This is a genomic window from Jeotgalibacillus terrae (assembly GCF_016908195.1).
GTDB classification, from domain to species: domain Bacteria; phylum Bacillota; class Bacilli; order Bacillales; family Jeotgalibacillaceae; genus Jeotgalibacillus; species Jeotgalibacillus terrae.
In genome coordinates, this window is the sequence record NZ_JAFBDK010000034.1 from 1 (window position 1) to 14,528 (window position 14,528).

The window sequence follows — 14,528 nt, forward strand, 5'->3', positions numbered from 1 at the left end:
TCTTCTTCTAAGGCTTGTCTTTTGGCACGAGTGGATTCAAGCGCTTCATCAAGGACTTGTAACTCATTACCTTTCTCTGCTGTAAGCCCTTGTTGCGTCAATACGGTCTCTAACATCTGATTTGTAATTTCTTCAGCCAGACCAAGTTCTGTATTTAGATCTTCTAACTTCTCTTTATTCAAATCATTAGTTTCCATCTGAGAAACATACTGATCTCGGTACTTATTTAACTTTTCTTCTTCCATTTCTAATTGATGCCCTAAGCTTTGTCTTTCCCTGGCACTTAGGTCTTCGTTTTGGAGTCTCAGTTCCAATTTATCCACTAACTTTTCTTGTGCAGCCTCATCGAAATTAGCGAACTCTTCTTCATATTGCTTCTCTAATTCCCGGCCTTCTTGCAGCTCTTTTTCTAAAGCCAAGATTTCCTCTTTAATTTCACGTTCGTTACCTTCAGCAATTAATCGCTGCCGCTCAAGCTCTCGTAACGTAGCGTTTTCAAGTTCTTTATTATAGTCTTTGATTGAATCGGTGGTATCTATAATACGGTTACCTTGTTCAGTAATTTCATAAGTAGCATCAGGTACAGCTTTGATTAAGTCATTATTAAGGCCGACCATTTTACTTAATTCTTCATTCGACAATCCGCTTTTTTCAATTAATTCTTCTTGCTCTGAAGTCAATGCATCAATCGCGCTGTCACTCGTTGCTTTTTTAAGTTCATCCTGAATATCCATAAAGCGACCGAATTCATCTCGGGTAAGGTTACTTTTCGAATTCAATTCGTCATAAGACGCTGTCATATCATCAATTTTTTCGGATGTTTCAATCATTGAGTTAGCGAGATCAAGATTAACTTCCTTTTCCTTGTCAGTAAGAATAATCGAATCGCCTTTTTTGATATTTAGTGCTGCTAAACCTCCAGCAAGTAAGGAGAATGCAACAATTGCCCCTCCGATAGGTGTCATTGATAGTCCAACCAGGGCTACAGACAACTTTCCGATAGTTGCCAATGTAGCAGCTACAGCTGCAGTTATCCCGACAAAAGCGACACCCATTTTAATTGTCTTACTATCAACTTCACCTAACCATCGGACAACGTCTGCGCCTTCATCCACAATATCTCTGAAGACTGGCAGGAAATCATTACCGACTTTAATTCCCACTTCTTCAAGCGCCGATTGAAATTCTTTAAAGGAACCATTCAATGTATCCATCTGAGTTTCTGCTACACGCTCAGCTGTTCCTCCAGCTTTTTCAAGTTCAGCAGTATAGTCAGAAAGACCATCTTCTCCGACTTCAAGCAAGGCAAGAAAACCTGATGCCGCTTCAGTGCCTACCAATTGCGCTGCAGTCGCTGTCTTTTGAGCATCACCCATACCCTCGAGTTTGCCGGCAATATGACCGACAAGCTCTGGGATTGGTTTCATAGAGCCATCTGCATTTTGCACAGAGATATCAAGAGCTTCAAAAGCTTTTTCTGTCTGACCAACTGGATTAGCAAGTGCCAGTAACATAGCACGTAAAGAAGTACCTGCTTGTGAACCCTGAATTCCGGCGTCAGACATCTTTCCTACGGCGGCCGCAGTTTCTTCGATACTTAAACCGAGAGAAGCAGCAACTGGAGCCACATATTTCATTGCGTCGCCAAGCATCGGCAGATCGGTATTAGCAGTACTCATTGCTTTAACTAAGACATCAACTGCATCGCCAGATTCTGTAGCGTTCATACCAAATCCAGAAAGGATATTTGATACGATATCAGCTGAAACACCAAGTGATTCTTGAGATGCTGCTGCAAGGTTTAAAACACCAGGCATAGCCGCAATAGTTTCATTCACATCAAACCCGGCCATTGCAAGGTAACTCATACCTTCTGCTGCTTCAGAAGCGCTGTATTGAGTCGTGGCACCTAATTCACGAGCAGTAGCTTCTAACTTCTTAAATTCAGTATCAGTAGCACCTGATATAGCTTTAACCCGGGCCATCGCCTGTTCAAAATTTCTTGCAACTTGCACAGACGCACCAATTCCAGCTACAACAGCTGCTCCTACGCCTAATGATGCAGTTTGTATTGCACCGAAATCACGATTAAGATTTTTACTTGAAACACGGGTCTTATCCATTTCTTTTCTGGCATCGTTCATCTTGTCTTTGAAGTTTTTACTGTCTAAGATAATACGACCTCTAAGATCACCAAGACTTTTAGTCATAACTCGCCTCCTATTACTAAAAAAGGTTGAGTTTATGCATTTTTAAGTGAATAAAAACAATCTTCAAGCGTGCTCTTGTTTATTCATTTTCTTCTTTTCGTTCTTGGATATATCGCTTCAGAAAACGCTTCAAATCAACAATGTATAAAAAGATGAATAACACTTTCAGATTGCATTATTCGTAAATGCTTTAACAGCAACGTTCAATTAGCATATTTAGTTTACATAATGCAGAAATACGGAAGTTGATTCGTATTTAAATACAAAATATCGTATATATTAATTGTGTATTTTTATAAGATTTTTCGGAGATTATGCATCTTCCTTATCAGCAGCCCCTTCTGGACGGGGATATACTAAATTTATAAATCAGAATCCTCTATAGCAGTCACGCCGTCATCTCCATAACGGGCCGAGATATTTGTGATCAAAGCCTTTTCTCGTTTTGTGATTTCTACCCTACGAGATCTAAGATTATGAATGCATCTCAACTCTTCTTCTGCAGTGACAGGAATGTAGTACCCCTGCGAATCCACCTCGTTACTGGCTCCAATTACATAACCATACTTTACAATCAGATCACGAATGATCGATCTCACTCTGACTGTTGTAAATCCTGTAAGCTGTGCAATATACTTTGAGGTAGTTGTATTTTCTTTGCCCTCACGCAAGAAATCAACTACGCGTCGATGATCGAGTGGCAGCTCCTTCATCGGCGTTTTAAATTCTTCGATTGCCTCTTCCAACATAATCACCTCTTGTACAATTCAGACTTGGCATAGCTTGGCACACCTCACAAACGTTGTCTTATCAACATTTGTAGCATTTTTAAGAATGAGCACTGGCACCCTGTGAACTCAAACTATTTTTCCAATAATTCTCCTTGTTTAGCCCAGTAGCGATCTTGATACTGCTTGACCTTATCTGGATTCTCAGCTCTCCAGGTAGCACTATAAGCACGGACACGCTCCCTATTACGGTCACGCCACTGCTGCTGATACTTACGTCTTGCTAAAGTCTTTTTACTCACAGACATTTCACCACCTCCCCCGTGAAGACCATCACATTAATCTGATACGCTGTACTAAACTACCTCGATAACCAGAGATAGAAGAAGAAGCACTACGCTTTAACCCTCTTTGCAAAACAGTACCTTTCCGGACAATAGCCCAAGGAGATGTTCTCCAAGACTTCTTCCGGTGGAACGCCCTTCTATGAACAGAACTCATTACTAAGATCACCCCCTTTAAAGAATAGACCGCCTCCTCGAAAACATAACAAGCCCCTCTAATACATTAGTTCTTATAGTGGAAGCATCTACAAGGGGTAGACTTTTAAACCCTTGGTATAACTGGATTATTGGGACTTTATATAACGGAAGCATTTACAAGGGGTAGTGCCTCAAACCCTTGGTACGATTGAGTTTCAAAAAATCATTAGTACAAGAGTTTGATGTAGCGTTTTCCCTCACGCTTTTCGGTTAATAAGTACTGGTTAGCTTCCAGCCACCTGAGATTATTTTTAATCGTCTTAGGTGTAACCTGCATCCGTTCTGCTAAAGTGAAGTCACTTGGAAAGCATTCTCTTTTGCTGTTGTATGCGTAATTTTCAAGTAAGATCAGTAGCTTGTAGCGCAATTCATTCAACCGGTTATAAGCTTGTCTGTCTTCCCGTACCTTTTTAAACTGGTTCAGTTCTTTGTCAGCTGCACGAGCATCAACTTCTGAAATGAAAAGCTTATGAAGAAGCTTATTAACAGATGTGAAACCCCGCTTGTGAGAAAAAGGCTTTTCCGAAAAGAAGTAGATCGTTGCCTTCCCTTTACGTTCTTTTTTAGAAACGTGTTTCTGTTTGACTAAAAAAGAAATTGATTCACGCAACGTCCGGTCTAAGGTGTCTCTCCTGCAAATCTTAGCGATTTCTTTTAAAGTGATACCTTTATCCTCAGAGAGCTTTATAATCGCTAATACAGCAAATGTGAGGCCACTCACTTTAGGGAAAACAGATCCGAGTAGTTCGTTGTCGTAGTGAAAACATTCATGTTCATCAACGACAAAGAATTCAGTTTCTGAATCAATGAACCGCTCATTAATCTCCTGGAGCCTGGCGTCTGAAAAGTTTTGTCCGGCGTACTGGTATTGCTCTGTCCAAAATGACTGGACCTCCTGCTTAAGCTCAGGAAGTGGCTTTTCAGGACTGTTTAAACGATTCCACTGGATCAAGACTTCTTGCACTTCCTGCTTTGAATAGCCAAGCCGCTTAAGCGTTTGAGTTATTCTGCCAGTGCAGAAATTGCGCTCTCCCTTTTTTACGCCGGATGCCATATTATGAAGACCGTTGTATTTAATCTTCAGAAGGCTCTCGATAGCTTCTTTTGGCTTTTTGGATACTGATGATAGGTTTACCTTCAGTCTGTCCGCAAAGGTCCTCAAATCGAACCTGAGACCGTTGTCCGGCTGTACAAATGTGCAATCAAGCGTTTCACTTTTAACATTTTTGGTTCCAGGAACTCTTAAGATTCTTGGAATATCCGTAGCTTTTAGATCCGCTCCGATTCTTTCGCTGAGAGACCTAAGTACTTCCTGGACCTCATGGCCCGCCGGCTTATCTAATATCCAATAGGCATGAACTCCATTGCCGCTGTTGATAAGCATTGATGGATAAGGGATCTTGGCCATTTCAATTCTGTATAAAGCCTCTTCATACAGCATGTCATCAAAGTCCGCCCAAAGTGCTTTAGTTCTCAAGCACTCTTTTTTTGAACCGCTATGTCGGCCCCTTCTTTCAAAGATTCCGGCATAAACGTTATTGTCTTGTGAGGGAACGAAGCTGATAGCCTCTGAGTAACTCAAGAATTGCCTGGACACCAAACGTTTTTCTTTATCAATCTCCCGGATCTCAATGAATTTATCCGAGTGGCTGAACAAAGCTGTAAAGAATGATTCTCTTTGCTGCTCAGCTGATAGCTTTGAAGTTCTGATCAATTAGTGCACCTCCTTCCTGTGGGATTGCCGCCCTTTTTATTGTCCTGCTTCAGACAATAAAAAAGGCGACACAAATGAAAGGCTAATAGCCTTCACTCGTGCCGCCAGTTGTCTGGTAGGCATATTAATTTTCTCGCATGAAATAGCTGCAATAGACAGAGTACTTGCGTGAAATTAGCAAGTTACTACTTTACTAAAAACACAAAATGTAGCATAATGTATCTATAAATAACTACACTTATGGTGTGGTAGCAGTCTGGATAGAGACTACAAGCGAGAAGCTTAACACGAACTTTGGACGGTGAGTGTTGGGCTTCTTTTTTATGTTCTTCTCTTTTTATTTATTCTTTAATATATTATATAGTCTGATAGTAATTGACGCAATGCCGCTCTATTCTGAATTGTTTTGACGAATTTTTAAAAACGGTCGTAGATGAACTCAGATGAACATATTTTTCTTGTATTTTCCAAAAAACAAGAAAAAACATACCGTCACATACCGCCACATACCAAAAAAGAATGTTAAAAAATTTTTTAAAACGAAACTTTTCATTCAAAATATACGTACATATGTTTGTAACGTGATAAAATATCACTGAGAGAGCGAAAAAACAGAGGCGGTGCAACGCCCCTGTTGTGTGATCAGTCATTGATCTTTTTGTTCTCTCGCCCTGTTTTCTTCTCCTACCAGCAAGAACGAATATTCTCTTCCTGGAAACATTTCATGAACCGCTCCAGGTTCAAGCCATGGAGTGATGATCTCATTTCTCTCTTTCATTCTCTCAAGTTCTTCAGCATTATTAGCCGCGATCGGTACAGGCCTTTCAATCGCCTCGCCTTCATGTACAGCAACCAAATACGCTTTGTGGAAGCATCCCTGCTTATGTGTGCTTATGATTTTTATTCCTGTGTTGCTACTAATCACTTAAACGCTCCTTGCTGACGTTTGTGACCTGCAACATAACCTGCAGAAAATGCTTCTTTAGAAACCGCTACAACCCACTTGGTCACAATTGATTCAATGCTCTCAGCATCTTCTAAGCGAATGTTCAAGCTCTCCATCAGTTCATCAAAATCCTGACTTTCAACCACGCTATTCATAAACAGAATGCCTTCATCATCTTCATTCATAAAACGATTCTCTAAGCGATTATATTCTCTTTCGGCCAACACTTCAGGTGATGTTTTTAAAGCAGCTGCCTTTAAACGCTCTAACTTTTTGTGGTGCTCCATTGCGTCTTTATATCCTTGCTCGTACGCTACATCATCATATTGAATTTTTCTCATTTAACTTTTCCTCCTAAGTTTTATTTGACTGCTTTTAACTGCAGCCGGTTGTATGCGATCAGTATAATTTCTTGCGTTTTAGCTTCTATCTCTCCAGGTCCTGCGCAGGAATCAAGTAAAGCTTTAATGCTCTGTATCTTTGTCACTCTTTCCAGGTAAGGAATCAGTTTATGTTCCTGTGCTAAACGCAGCACTAACTCCGTGAAGACCTCCTCATCCATTTCAATCCTCCTTTCATATACATTAGACAAAATACAACCTAAATTGTACTTTGTATTGACTTCATTGTATAACAAGGTCAGTTTTTGTCAACACTAAGTTGTATAAATTCATATAATGTATTGATTTTGAACAGAGTTATCAATAGAATTAATAACAAAGGATTATTCTTAAGGAGGATCTCCATGGCAGTTCAATTCCATTTAGACAGAGTTATGTTTGAAAGAAGCAATATGAAAGTACCGCAATTGCACCAGTTAAGTGGTGTAAACAAAAATACACTGTACGGATTGTATAAGGGAGAGTTGAAAAGAGTGGATGTTGATGTAATAGATCGAATCTGCTCAGCTTTGGACTGCCAGCCAGGTGATCTAATGACTCATATAAAGACAGAAGAAAAATAAAAAGACGCTGCGGATCTCGCAGCGTCTAATTGTTTTAGAGGTAAATAAAATTGAGTGCAATCGCTATGGACTGGAGTAGCATGAATACTGCCTTCCACTTAAAGCTCACGTTCAATTTAAAAGTGATTTCTAAGTCCATATAGAGCCTCCTCTCTTAAACACAAAGAGAGGACCTAAAGTAATGAATGTTTCTCTACTTGTTCACATATCGCGCAAAATAGGACATAATATAACTAAGAGTGTGAAAAGCACAATATAATTTCAAGTCCGGCCAGACTTGAAAAACAAGAGAGATGATCAATTAACTTTGGTCATCTCTTTTCTGTTAAATCAATTTTAACACGAAATTCACAGAACCCGACCTACCAAAATTATTGCACCCTTAGTGATGTCGTTAATACGCAACATTTATTTCCTAAAAGTGAAGGAAAGTACACAAAAGTACAATAAAATTCGTCGTTTCACACATTTTGTAATGAAAATGTAATATTAATTCAAAGCAAAAAACCTCACTTTTAAAGCTTATTAATACCAAGAACCATTTGGGCAATAGTGCCACCAATTGCCATCATCATAATGCACGTTCAAGCAGTTATCAGCTTTATTGAATTCGACCTTCACAATGTTGTTCAAGCTGTATTTCTCACGCTCTGCAGCGCCCAACGATCCGTTATGCTTCGCATGTGCCTTCTTCAAAACCCGGTATTCATTATCTGTAAGCTGTTTTAAGACTGGTAACTTACTTTCCATTTTCGTTTCCTCCCTGGATCAGTATCCTTTTATTAAATCCCAGTTAACTCGTACACACTGATAACCTTCTTTTCTCAAAGTCTCAATGGTTTCTGTCGCCTCTGCATAACTATATAAAGCCGCTTCATTCCAACTCCCAAACCTTGCACGGCTGCTATCACCACCAACATAATATTTATCAGCACACTGGATTACATAATCCATCTTTAACCCTCCTGTCCGATTTCGTATTCTTTTATGACTTTATAGACTGTACTTCTGCCGATCCCGTATTCTTTAGCAATATCTGAAGCGCTATGACCTTGATTAAACAAAGTGATGATAGAGCCTTTTGTGTTTCTACTCAAAGTTGGTCTGCCACCTACTTTGCCCCGCCTGCGTGCCGCTTCCAATCCGGCTTTTGTCCGCTCCTGGATCAGCGATCTCTCGAACTGTGCAAATACTGAAAGCATCCCGAACATGGCTTCTCCTGCTGCTGTTGTCGTATCGATCTTGTCTTGTATGCTTACAAATTCTACGCCTTTATCCTTTAACATCTCTGCGATCTCGTATAGTTGCTTCGTTGATCTCGCTAACCGATCCAACTTATACACTACAAACTTATTGCCCGACTGCACTGCTTTCAGTGCGTTAGTAAGTTCCAGGCGGTTTTTCCCGCTGCTCATCTTCTCTGCGTAAATCTCGTAAGGCTCTCCCTGCTCCTGAGCATATTTAATAATTGCGTCTTCCTGAGCATGAAGCGACTGATCTTCTGTTGATACTCGAATATAGCCAATTATCATTTTGTCCACCTCCATACGTTTTATGTAATTTAAGTATAGACGAGTTTATGGACAAATTACAAGTGAAGAAAGTGAAGAACTTTTTGAGAATTATTCTGTCCGTTAAATGATCGTTTTGTAGACAGGTATCAGAGCTCTTTTTTATAGCCTAAAAAAACTAAATTTATTTTTAACTTTCCGCTAACTTTTAGACTTCACCATTCTCTCTTGTGAAAAGTTGTTGAATGCTCCTCAATCCACTTCAGCACCGGATCTCTCGGATAGCGCGCTTGGATATACTGAAATTTTGGAAAGTCAGGCCTTCGAGTGATTTTATGTAAAGTTGCATTCGTGACCTGAAAAATTCCCCTTAAATCAGTATTAGTTAACAATTGAGGAAGGTTAGATATTCTTTTGCCTTCTTCAACACCATCTTCATAGGCCCGTTGAAACATTTCTTTTAGATGCTCATGCAAAACCATAGCTTCCAGTTCGTCTAAGGTGACCCTCATGGTAAACACTCCTTTGCTTTTAGGATTTTTGCAACAAAAAAGAGCAGCCCTGAATAGGACTACTCTTTTATGCGTGTGCTAATTCTCGATGATCACTTTTGGGTGAATCACCAAATTGAATTTCCATATCTTCAATGCCGCCTAATGCGTTAATAATCTTCGTATAAGTTTCGCTACCAATGTTACTGCTACCACTTTCAACCTTCGAAATGGTTGCCTGAGTGATAGAAGATCCATTTTCTCTAATGAGTTTTACAAGATCATTCTGAGTAAGACCTAATTGGATTCTACGTTTAATAATTTTATTGGCCATAATCACTTCCATACTGGACAAGTGCTCTTTAACACCAGGAACTTGATTAAGCATATCCATAACATTCTCGTGATCTTTTCTCAGCTCTTTTAAGTTTTTCATATCAGTCACCCCTTACAGGTATTTGTCCGGATCCTGATGGAATAAATCATACAGTTGATCCGTATCTTTAATCGCTTGACGAGTGGCCGCATTATTGCTGACACCTTGTTTAAGTGCTGCCCGGCACATAACTATAATGTCCTCTCCGTGATAATTTGATTCAAAGAAGAAAACTCGAAATGCTCCTGGAGTAGAGCGATTAACCCTAAATTCAGCAACGGGATTTTTTGTGTACTTCATATCCTTGATCAATTTGTAGGTGCGCAAGTGTCCACTGGCAGATTCCTCTCTCACAAAAATCAATTCACGATTTTCAGGAATACCATTCTCTTCAAGGAAATTTAAACCTTCAGCAATAATTTTAGCCATCTCTTGTGCATCCGGATCCCCTTGAACACCAAGAGCAGCGACATTTTGAATTTCGCCGATCACTTGACTGGCGCCATTCTCTTTCAAATAAACAATCGTTGTCATAAAAATTATATTGTATAGAATATATCAGTTGTAACAGTTTGTTGCAACAATTTATATTCTATACAATATATTCCCCCCTTTTAAAAAAATTATGTATTACTGTCATTTCTTTTTGAAAAAATTTGAGAAGAACCCTTCTTGCTTTTGATTAATTTTTTCATTCAGTTGATTAATTTCTTCCTGCTGCTGCTTGAGAAGCTCCACAATCTCACCGATCTGATTGTTTTGAGTCTCCAGGAGAGTTTTTACTTCTCCCACCTGTACCAGTTCGCTGTTCTGCTTCTTAATCAAGGTGATCATATCGTCTATGTAACGTTGTGCTCCTTGGTCTTCTTTTGTATCACTTACCGTTATATCGGTGTTTTTAGTAGCTCCTACAACACTATGCACCAATTGCTTGAGCGTTAGATCAGGTGCGTTATTCTTACCTGTTATGATCTTCCTAATCATCATAACGTCTTTATCACGATAGTATCTTTTTCCGGTTTCGTCACGATGGAAAGTGTAGCCGGCCTCTTCCATCATTAACGAGTATTTCCGGATCGTAGGCGGCTTGATCTTCAGTTGTGCAGCTGCATCAGATGGACTGTAGTAAGTTTCCACTGCGTTATTCCCCCGTTATGCTTTTAAAACCATTTTAATCTTACGAGGTCCATTTAACAAACCTATTAGCTGATCGCTCAGTTTTACAGGTCCACTTAATAGCACAATTTAATGCTCTTTTTCGTTAGTAGTCCTACTAAGAGTAATCTGTACTTTTTCCGTTAGTTGCCGTTAACTATCGAAATCATGACTTGAATGACTGGTGCAAAAGCTTTTTGATTTTTTTAATAAACGCAACTTACTATACCTGAGATGCATGATAATTCATTAAAAAAGTTGCTGCAAAAAAAGGTACTTTGAACAGCAAGTTTATTCATCAAAAAAATAATACAGATTGGATTTTATTGGGTTTCAAGAGCATTGAAGAGGCGTTATAGAAGGGTTAGATTTGTCCGTTTTAAAACCTTAGCATTTCTTAGCAAGCGTGACTAAAAAAGATGGGGTGTGTTGAAACTACCCCATCGTCAAAATCACGAGTGCCCACCTATACACCCGATAGAATTCCGGGTGTGGAGTGCAGGCATATGTAAATAACACTGGCGTGTTGGACCTGAATCATTTTGATTGTAGTACTACGAAAAAACGTTTGGAGTACTACATTCATTTCCACATGAGTACTCCGTACGAATTTTAACAACACGCTTGACGGAAACACCGTTTCAGCGCTTGAAAACTCTGGATTTTGACAGAGTGTATAAGTGCGCCTTTTGAAAAAATAAAGGAACGTTCCTTTATGCTGTTCCGTTTGGTAAAGTAACGTTTTCGTGCACCCTTATATCGTTTTCTGCACCCTTTCATTCGCGTGAGTCTAAGCTTTCAGACTAAGTGAACAGGTGCCAAAATAGTATTGAGAACGCAGTTAAAGCACTACTTGAGTTGTTTTGTAATTCAACTATTGTTTGTTTTGGAGAACCTAAATCATTTTGATTTTAGTACTGCAATAAACCTTAGGATTTCTTAATAAGTAAACGGAGTATAAACTACAATGAATCTTTTCCAACGCTCTCCGCTTAACCGCACATAATACTTGTTATGTGCGGTACAACTCTCAGAAAATCGGAGGGTTTAACAAGAAGGGTGTTACAAAAGTGACGCACCCCTCAAAATGAACGCCCTAAGTTCAACTTAGATCGCCCTATATTGAACATAGACCGTCTTTTTAAGCACTACAACACAATTAAAAAAGCCGCCTGTATTTCAGCAGCTTTTAAAAGGTTGGTTATATTATTCCTTCTTCCGGATCCAATCAGCAACACCCTGGACAGACTCATCAGAAATCTTTCCGTCTTCAGACAACATTTCATTCCAGATATTTAATGCCAGGGAAACCGCTTCTTCCGAAATATCTTCACCCGGCTTTTTATGATTAACTGGATTTATAGTTTCACGAATTGGCAAAGGCGACCCTCCCTTTCCGGGTTGCGTCAATTTGACGCAGCCCTTTTAAATCAAGCGCATAACGCTCCAAAAGGTCAAATTGACCTTTTGCGCATTACCGGAATCGCTTTTTAAATTTTGCTTTATAACGCTTAAATTCTTCCTGCATATCAGTAAGGTTATTTTCACTCAGCAGCTGTTTCTCCCTCACGTGTCGCTCCTGGTCAGAGAACTCTTCACTCAATGTTCTAAAAGCACATTTGATCGGCATCTAAAACACTCCTTTCAGAATTCATAACCCGTTTCTATTTGTAAATGTCTCACTTTATTGTCATGTGAGATGACATGGAATTTGCCATGAGAAGGAAGTTTCTTCACTTTGATCTTCCCTCCGCTGATCACAATAACCGAATGCTCCAGCTCCTGCAGGTTATCAACTAACAATTCTTTGAGATTACCGTTCAACGTCTGCATGGTTGGCTCCTTTCTAAAGGGCATTTCCGGTTTTATTTCGGAAGTGTACTGCATCTGCCTGTGCTTTTTCCCGCTGCTCTTCTGATTTTTTAAGATTCTCTTGTAGACGTGCAATGATTTCAGTTGGATCTACTTCTGCGACCGGTCGTGCTACACCCAAATCGATAAGACGTTTAGCATCTGCTTCATTTGCTTTTAGCAAATCGTTAGTTCTGTACCATTTTTCATCATGCTTAATTACTCCAAGAACTCTAAGTTCAACAAGATTTTGTTTAGTCGTCATATTAATTACCTCCGAATTTTGGTGCATTCATTTTTGCGAGTTCTTCTCTTCTTCTCAATTCTGCATTTCTAACTTTTTGTACATTCCATGGATCACCTGTAGCTTCAGCTTCAGCCAGATCTTTCTTGAATTTTTCTCTGTTAACCGCTTCTCGACTTTGAGAAGACCAAGGGTTTACCGCTCCTGCAGGATCATCATTATGCTGGCGAGCCAGTCGCTTCATTTCCTCTAAATTATCTTTTCTTTTTGTTGGATCGATCATGTTCCTTCCTCCTCTTTTATCAATCGAAATTGTTCATGTGCTGCCGTAGAATCAATTTCAAATTCTTCATAGTGATAACCATCCAAATCATGCAAAATCACGCGTATTACGTAATCTGGCGATACTGACACTGATTGAGTGTAAGAGATCAAACTGTGTAAAAAGCTTACTCTTTCAATGACTTTTTCAAACGCCAGATCCTTTATCGCATCTTTTCCTACCCCTTGCGGAAAATCCTCAATGGTTAACATTTCTGTTTGATCTTCATCAGAATAGGCTTCTAAAGGGAGGATGGATGTCGCATAATAGCTTCCAGGATGGCATTTAGTCTCTTCTATTTCTTGTCCGGAACTGAACTTCAAAGTACCTATGTGACCATCCATATAAAACCCTGTTATAAAGAGGCTAACGCTGTTTTTAACCTCCAAATACTTACTAAATGAACCCAGTTCAGGATCATCTTGAGCTTCATGTACAACGATGCCAAGAATTTCCTTACACATACCGAGATCATGAAAAGGTCTGATTGCATCTTTTAGTTTTTCAACTAAATACGTTGATACCTGCGAAACTCCTCCTGCAGCAATTAGAAGCTTTTCGTTCAACTGAAAACTTTTGTCCTGCTTTTCATGAACCACCGACAAGTCGTTCTCTCCTAATTTGCGAGGATCGTACAGACCCCCATCAGAAAGAGCATCTGCGTTAACCTCTACAACCCTTTTGTCAGAAGAAACAATCGCAAAATATGGACTAAACGTATAGTTCAGTATCAATGTCATACTGCAGACTCTCGAGGCCTTTCAATAGCTTGTCGGAACATACTCATTGTCTTCTGAGCCTGAACTTTGGCGTTTTCATCCCCAAGCCCGATCGGACTCGCTTTCAAATCTTGCAAAGTTCCGCCCTGGTGTCTGTTTGGGATTGTTTGCCTATTAACTCCCCTAAGAGCCTGTCCATCTTTTCCAACAACTCCACCTGAATGATAAGCGAGTCGCCGGTTGCCTGCGTTTAAGTCAGTACCACCGGATTGACTGGTGATAATCGTTAATCTTTTACTGATATCTCTTCCAAGCTCTGCGTTTAATGCGGCTGCATCAGATTCAGCCCCGCTAATCTGACTACGTATCGTAGAGAGTTCACTAATCTGCTGGTCAAGTGCCGCTACCGCATCTAAATATTGTTGTTTCTTCTTATCGGCTGCGGACGTATTCTGATAAAGCTCCGTTCTCTCACCTTTTAATCCCCGGATAGCTCCGTCTATATTGGCAACTTGTTCGTCATAAGAACCAGTTAGTAAATCGGCATATCCTTGAATGTCGATTATTTGACCTTTTGCTGTAATTAGGCTTGCGATTTGTGAATCTAACTCAGCTACTTGCGCTTGATAAGCTTCCGTATTGCGTTGGTTTACCGGCGTTTCTTCTTCTAAGGCTTGTCTTTTGGCACGAGTGGATTCAAGCGCTTCATCAAGGACTTGTAACTCATTACCTTTCTCTGCTGTAAGCCCTTGTTG

General features: G+C 39.8%; 21 protein-coding genes and 1 pseudogene. 1 reads left to right on the forward strand and 21 read right to left on the reverse strand.

Features of this window, described 5'->3' with window-relative positions:
* The 7 genes from JOD21_RS18700 to JOD21_RS18730 all read right to left on the reverse strand — a co-directional run.
* Positions 1–2,210 (reverse strand): phage tail tape measure protein (locus JOD21_RS18700; RefSeq protein WP_204731009.1); only part of this gene is annotated, 2,210 nt, incomplete at its 3' end.
* Positions 2,211–2,572: 362 nt separating this feature from the next.
* Positions 2,573–2,956, reverse strand: a complete 384-nt coding sequence (locus JOD21_RS18705; protein WP_204731010.1) for a hypothetical protein — start codon at positions 2,954–2,956, stop codon at positions 2,573–2,575.
* A 116-nt stretch (positions 2,957–3,072) separates the two neighbouring features.
* Positions 3,073–3,246, reverse strand: coding sequence for a hypothetical protein (locus tag JOD21_RS18710; RefSeq protein ID WP_204731011.1), 174 nt, complete (start codon positions 3,244–3,246; stop codon positions 3,073–3,075).
* Positions 3,247–3,646: 400 nt separating this feature from the next.
* Positions 3,647–5,194, reverse strand: coding sequence for a helix-turn-helix domain-containing protein (locus tag JOD21_RS18715; RefSeq protein ID WP_204731012.1), 1,548 nt, complete (start codon positions 5,192–5,194; stop codon positions 3,647–3,649).
* Between the two features lie 646 nt (positions 5,195–5,840).
* Positions 5,841–6,119: a hypothetical protein gene (locus JOD21_RS18720; RefSeq protein ID WP_204731013.1), complete on the reverse strand. Its 279-nt coding sequence runs from the start codon at positions 6,117–6,119 to the stop codon at positions 5,841–5,843.
* Positions 6,116–6,481: a hypothetical protein gene (locus tag JOD21_RS18725; protein ID WP_204731014.1), complete on the reverse strand. Its 366-nt coding sequence runs from the start codon at positions 6,479–6,481 to the stop codon at positions 6,116–6,118. The genes JOD21_RS18720 and JOD21_RS18725 overlap by 4 nt, the downstream gene beginning before the upstream one ends.
* A gap of 20 nt (positions 6,482–6,501) precedes the next feature.
* Positions 6,502–6,702, reverse strand: coding sequence for a hypothetical protein (locus tag JOD21_RS18730; RefSeq protein ID WP_204731015.1), 201 nt, complete (start codon positions 6,700–6,702; stop codon positions 6,502–6,504).
* A 183-nt stretch (positions 6,703–6,885) separates the two neighbouring features.
* Here JOD21_RS18730 and JOD21_RS18735 point away from each other — a divergent pair, with 183 nt between their 5' ends.
* On the forward strand, positions 6,886–7,104 hold the full coding sequence (locus tag JOD21_RS18735; protein WP_239581700.1) for a helix-turn-helix domain-containing protein: 219 nt from the start codon (positions 6,886–6,888) through the stop codon (positions 7,102–7,104).
* A gap of 525 nt (positions 7,105–7,629) precedes the next feature.
* On the opposite strand, the gene JOD21_RS18740 is transcribed toward JOD21_RS18735, so the two are convergent.
* The 14 genes and pseudogenes from JOD21_RS18740 to JOD21_RS18805 form a co-directional block, all read right to left on the reverse strand.
* The gene (locus tag JOD21_RS18740; RefSeq protein ID WP_204731016.1) at positions 7,630–7,854 is read right to left on the reverse strand and encodes a hypothetical protein; all 225 of its coding nucleotides are present in this window, start codon (positions 7,852–7,854) and stop codon (positions 7,630–7,632) included.
* 18 nt (positions 7,855–7,872) lie between these two features.
* Positions 7,873–8,058 carry a hypothetical protein gene (locus JOD21_RS18745; RefSeq protein ID WP_204731017.1) on the reverse strand — a complete coding sequence of 62 codons (186 nt, stop codon included), beginning with the start codon at positions 8,056–8,058 and terminating at the stop codon, positions 7,873–7,875.
* A 2-nt stretch (positions 8,059–8,060) separates the two neighbouring features.
* The gene (locus JOD21_RS18750) at positions 8,061–8,636 is read right to left on the reverse strand and encodes a recombinase family protein (RefSeq protein WP_204731018.1); all 576 of its coding nucleotides are present in this window, start codon (positions 8,634–8,636) and stop codon (positions 8,061–8,063) included.
* Between the two features lie 194 nt (positions 8,637–8,830).
* Positions 8,831–9,127 carry a hypothetical protein gene (locus tag JOD21_RS18755; RefSeq protein WP_204731019.1) on the reverse strand — a complete coding sequence of 99 codons (297 nt, stop codon included), beginning with the start codon at positions 9,125–9,127 and terminating at the stop codon, positions 8,831–8,833.
* A gap of 67 nt (positions 9,128–9,194) precedes the next feature.
* Positions 9,195–9,542 carry a helix-turn-helix transcriptional regulator gene (locus tag JOD21_RS18760; protein WP_204731020.1) on the reverse strand — a complete coding sequence of 116 codons (348 nt, stop codon included), beginning with the start codon at positions 9,540–9,542 and terminating at the stop codon, positions 9,195–9,197.
* Positions 9,543–9,554: 12 nt separating this feature from the next.
* A complete protein-coding gene (locus JOD21_RS18765; protein ID WP_204731021.1) occupies positions 9,555–10,016 on the reverse strand; it encodes a hypothetical protein in 462 nt (153 codons plus the stop codon).
* 102 nt (positions 10,017–10,118) lie between these two features.
* On the reverse strand, positions 10,119–10,619 hold the full coding sequence (locus JOD21_RS18770; RefSeq protein ID WP_204731022.1) for a MerR family transcriptional regulator: 501 nt from the start codon (positions 10,617–10,619) through the stop codon (positions 10,119–10,121).
* A gap of 1,224 nt (positions 10,620–11,843) precedes the next feature.
* Entirely contained in the window at positions 11,844–12,017 is a 174-nt protein-coding gene (locus JOD21_RS18775; protein WP_204731023.1) for a hypothetical protein, read from the reverse strand.
* Positions 12,018–12,111: 94 nt separating this feature from the next.
* Complete coding sequence (locus JOD21_RS18780; RefSeq protein WP_204731024.1) at positions 12,112–12,267, reverse strand: hypothetical protein; 156 nt, start codon at positions 12,265–12,267, stop codon at positions 12,112–12,114.
* A 14-nt stretch (positions 12,268–12,281) separates the two neighbouring features.
* On the reverse strand, positions 12,282–12,470 hold the full coding sequence (locus JOD21_RS18785) for an XtrA/YqaO family protein (RefSeq protein ID WP_204731025.1): 189 nt from the start codon (positions 12,468–12,470) through the stop codon (positions 12,282–12,284).
* Between the two features lie 13 nt (positions 12,471–12,483).
* The gene (locus JOD21_RS18790) at positions 12,484–12,753 is read right to left on the reverse strand and encodes a hypothetical protein (RefSeq protein ID WP_204731026.1); all 270 of its coding nucleotides are present in this window, start codon (positions 12,751–12,753) and stop codon (positions 12,484–12,486) included.
* Position 12,754: 1 nt separating this feature from the next.
* Complete coding sequence (locus JOD21_RS18795) at positions 12,755–13,015, reverse strand: hypothetical protein (RefSeq protein ID WP_204731027.1); 261 nt, start codon at positions 13,013–13,015, stop codon at positions 12,755–12,757.
* A complete protein-coding gene (locus JOD21_RS18800; protein WP_204731028.1) occupies positions 13,012–13,794 on the reverse strand; it encodes a hypothetical protein in 783 nt (260 codons plus the stop codon). Before JOD21_RS18800 ends, JOD21_RS18795 begins: the two co-directional genes overlap by 4 nt.
* Positions 13,791–14,528 (reverse strand): annotated as a pseudogene (locus tag JOD21_RS18805) (hypothetical protein); the annotation flags it as partial. The pseudogene JOD21_RS18805 and the gene JOD21_RS18800, both read right to left, overlap by 4 nt.

Coding starts and splice junctions, on each gene's coding strand:
- JOD21_RS18790 (WP_204731026.1), bottom strand. CDS start 12,753: ATGACGACTAAACAAAATCTTGTTGAACTTAGAGTTCTTGGAGTAATT.
- JOD21_RS18755 (WP_204731019.1), bottom strand. CDS start 9,127: ATGAGGGTCACCTTAGACGAACTGGAAGCTATGGTTTTGCATGAGCAT.
- JOD21_RS18740 (WP_204731016.1), bottom strand. CDS start 7,854: ATGGAAAGTAAGTTACCAGTCTTAAAACAGCTTACAGATAATGAATAC.
- JOD21_RS18750 (WP_204731018.1), bottom strand. CDS start 8,636: ATGATAATTGGCTATATTCGAGTATCAACAGAAGATCAGTCGCTTCAT.
- JOD21_RS18795 (WP_204731027.1), bottom strand. CDS start 13,015: ATGATCGATCCAACAAAAAGAAAAGATAATTTAGAGGAAATGAAGCGA.
- JOD21_RS18730 (WP_204731015.1), bottom strand. CDS start 6,702: ATGGATGAGGAGGTCTTCACGGAGTTAGTGCTGCGTTTAGCACAGGAA.
- JOD21_RS18765 (WP_204731021.1), bottom strand. CDS start 10,016: ATGACAACGATTGTTTATTTGAAAGAGAATGGCGCCAGTCAAGTGATC.
- JOD21_RS18735 (WP_239581700.1), top strand. CDS start 6,886: ATGGCAGTTCAATTCCATTTAGACAGAGTTATGTTTGAAAGAAGCAAT.
- JOD21_RS18800 (WP_204731028.1), bottom strand. CDS start 13,794: ATGACATTGATACTGAACTATACGTTTAGTCCATATTTTGCGATTGTT.
- JOD21_RS18785 (WP_204731025.1), bottom strand. CDS start 12,470: ATGCAGACGTTGAACGGTAATCTCAAAGAATTGTTAGTTGATAACCTG.
- JOD21_RS18710 (WP_204731011.1), bottom strand. CDS start 3,246: ATGTCTGTGAGTAAAAAGACTTTAGCAAGACGTAAGTATCAGCAGCAG.
- JOD21_RS18760 (WP_204731020.1), bottom strand. CDS start 9,542: ATGAAAAACTTAAAAGAGCTGAGAAAAGATCACGAGAATGTTATGGAT.
- JOD21_RS18725 (WP_204731014.1), bottom strand. CDS start 6,481: ATGAGAAAAATTCAATATGATGATGTAGCGTACGAGCAAGGATATAAA.
- JOD21_RS18745 (WP_204731017.1), bottom strand. CDS start 8,058: ATGGATTATGTAATCCAGTGTGCTGATAAATATTATGTTGGTGGTGAT.
- JOD21_RS18780 (WP_204731024.1), bottom strand. CDS start 12,267: ATGCCGATCAAATGTGCTTTTAGAACATTGAGTGAAGAGTTCTCTGAC.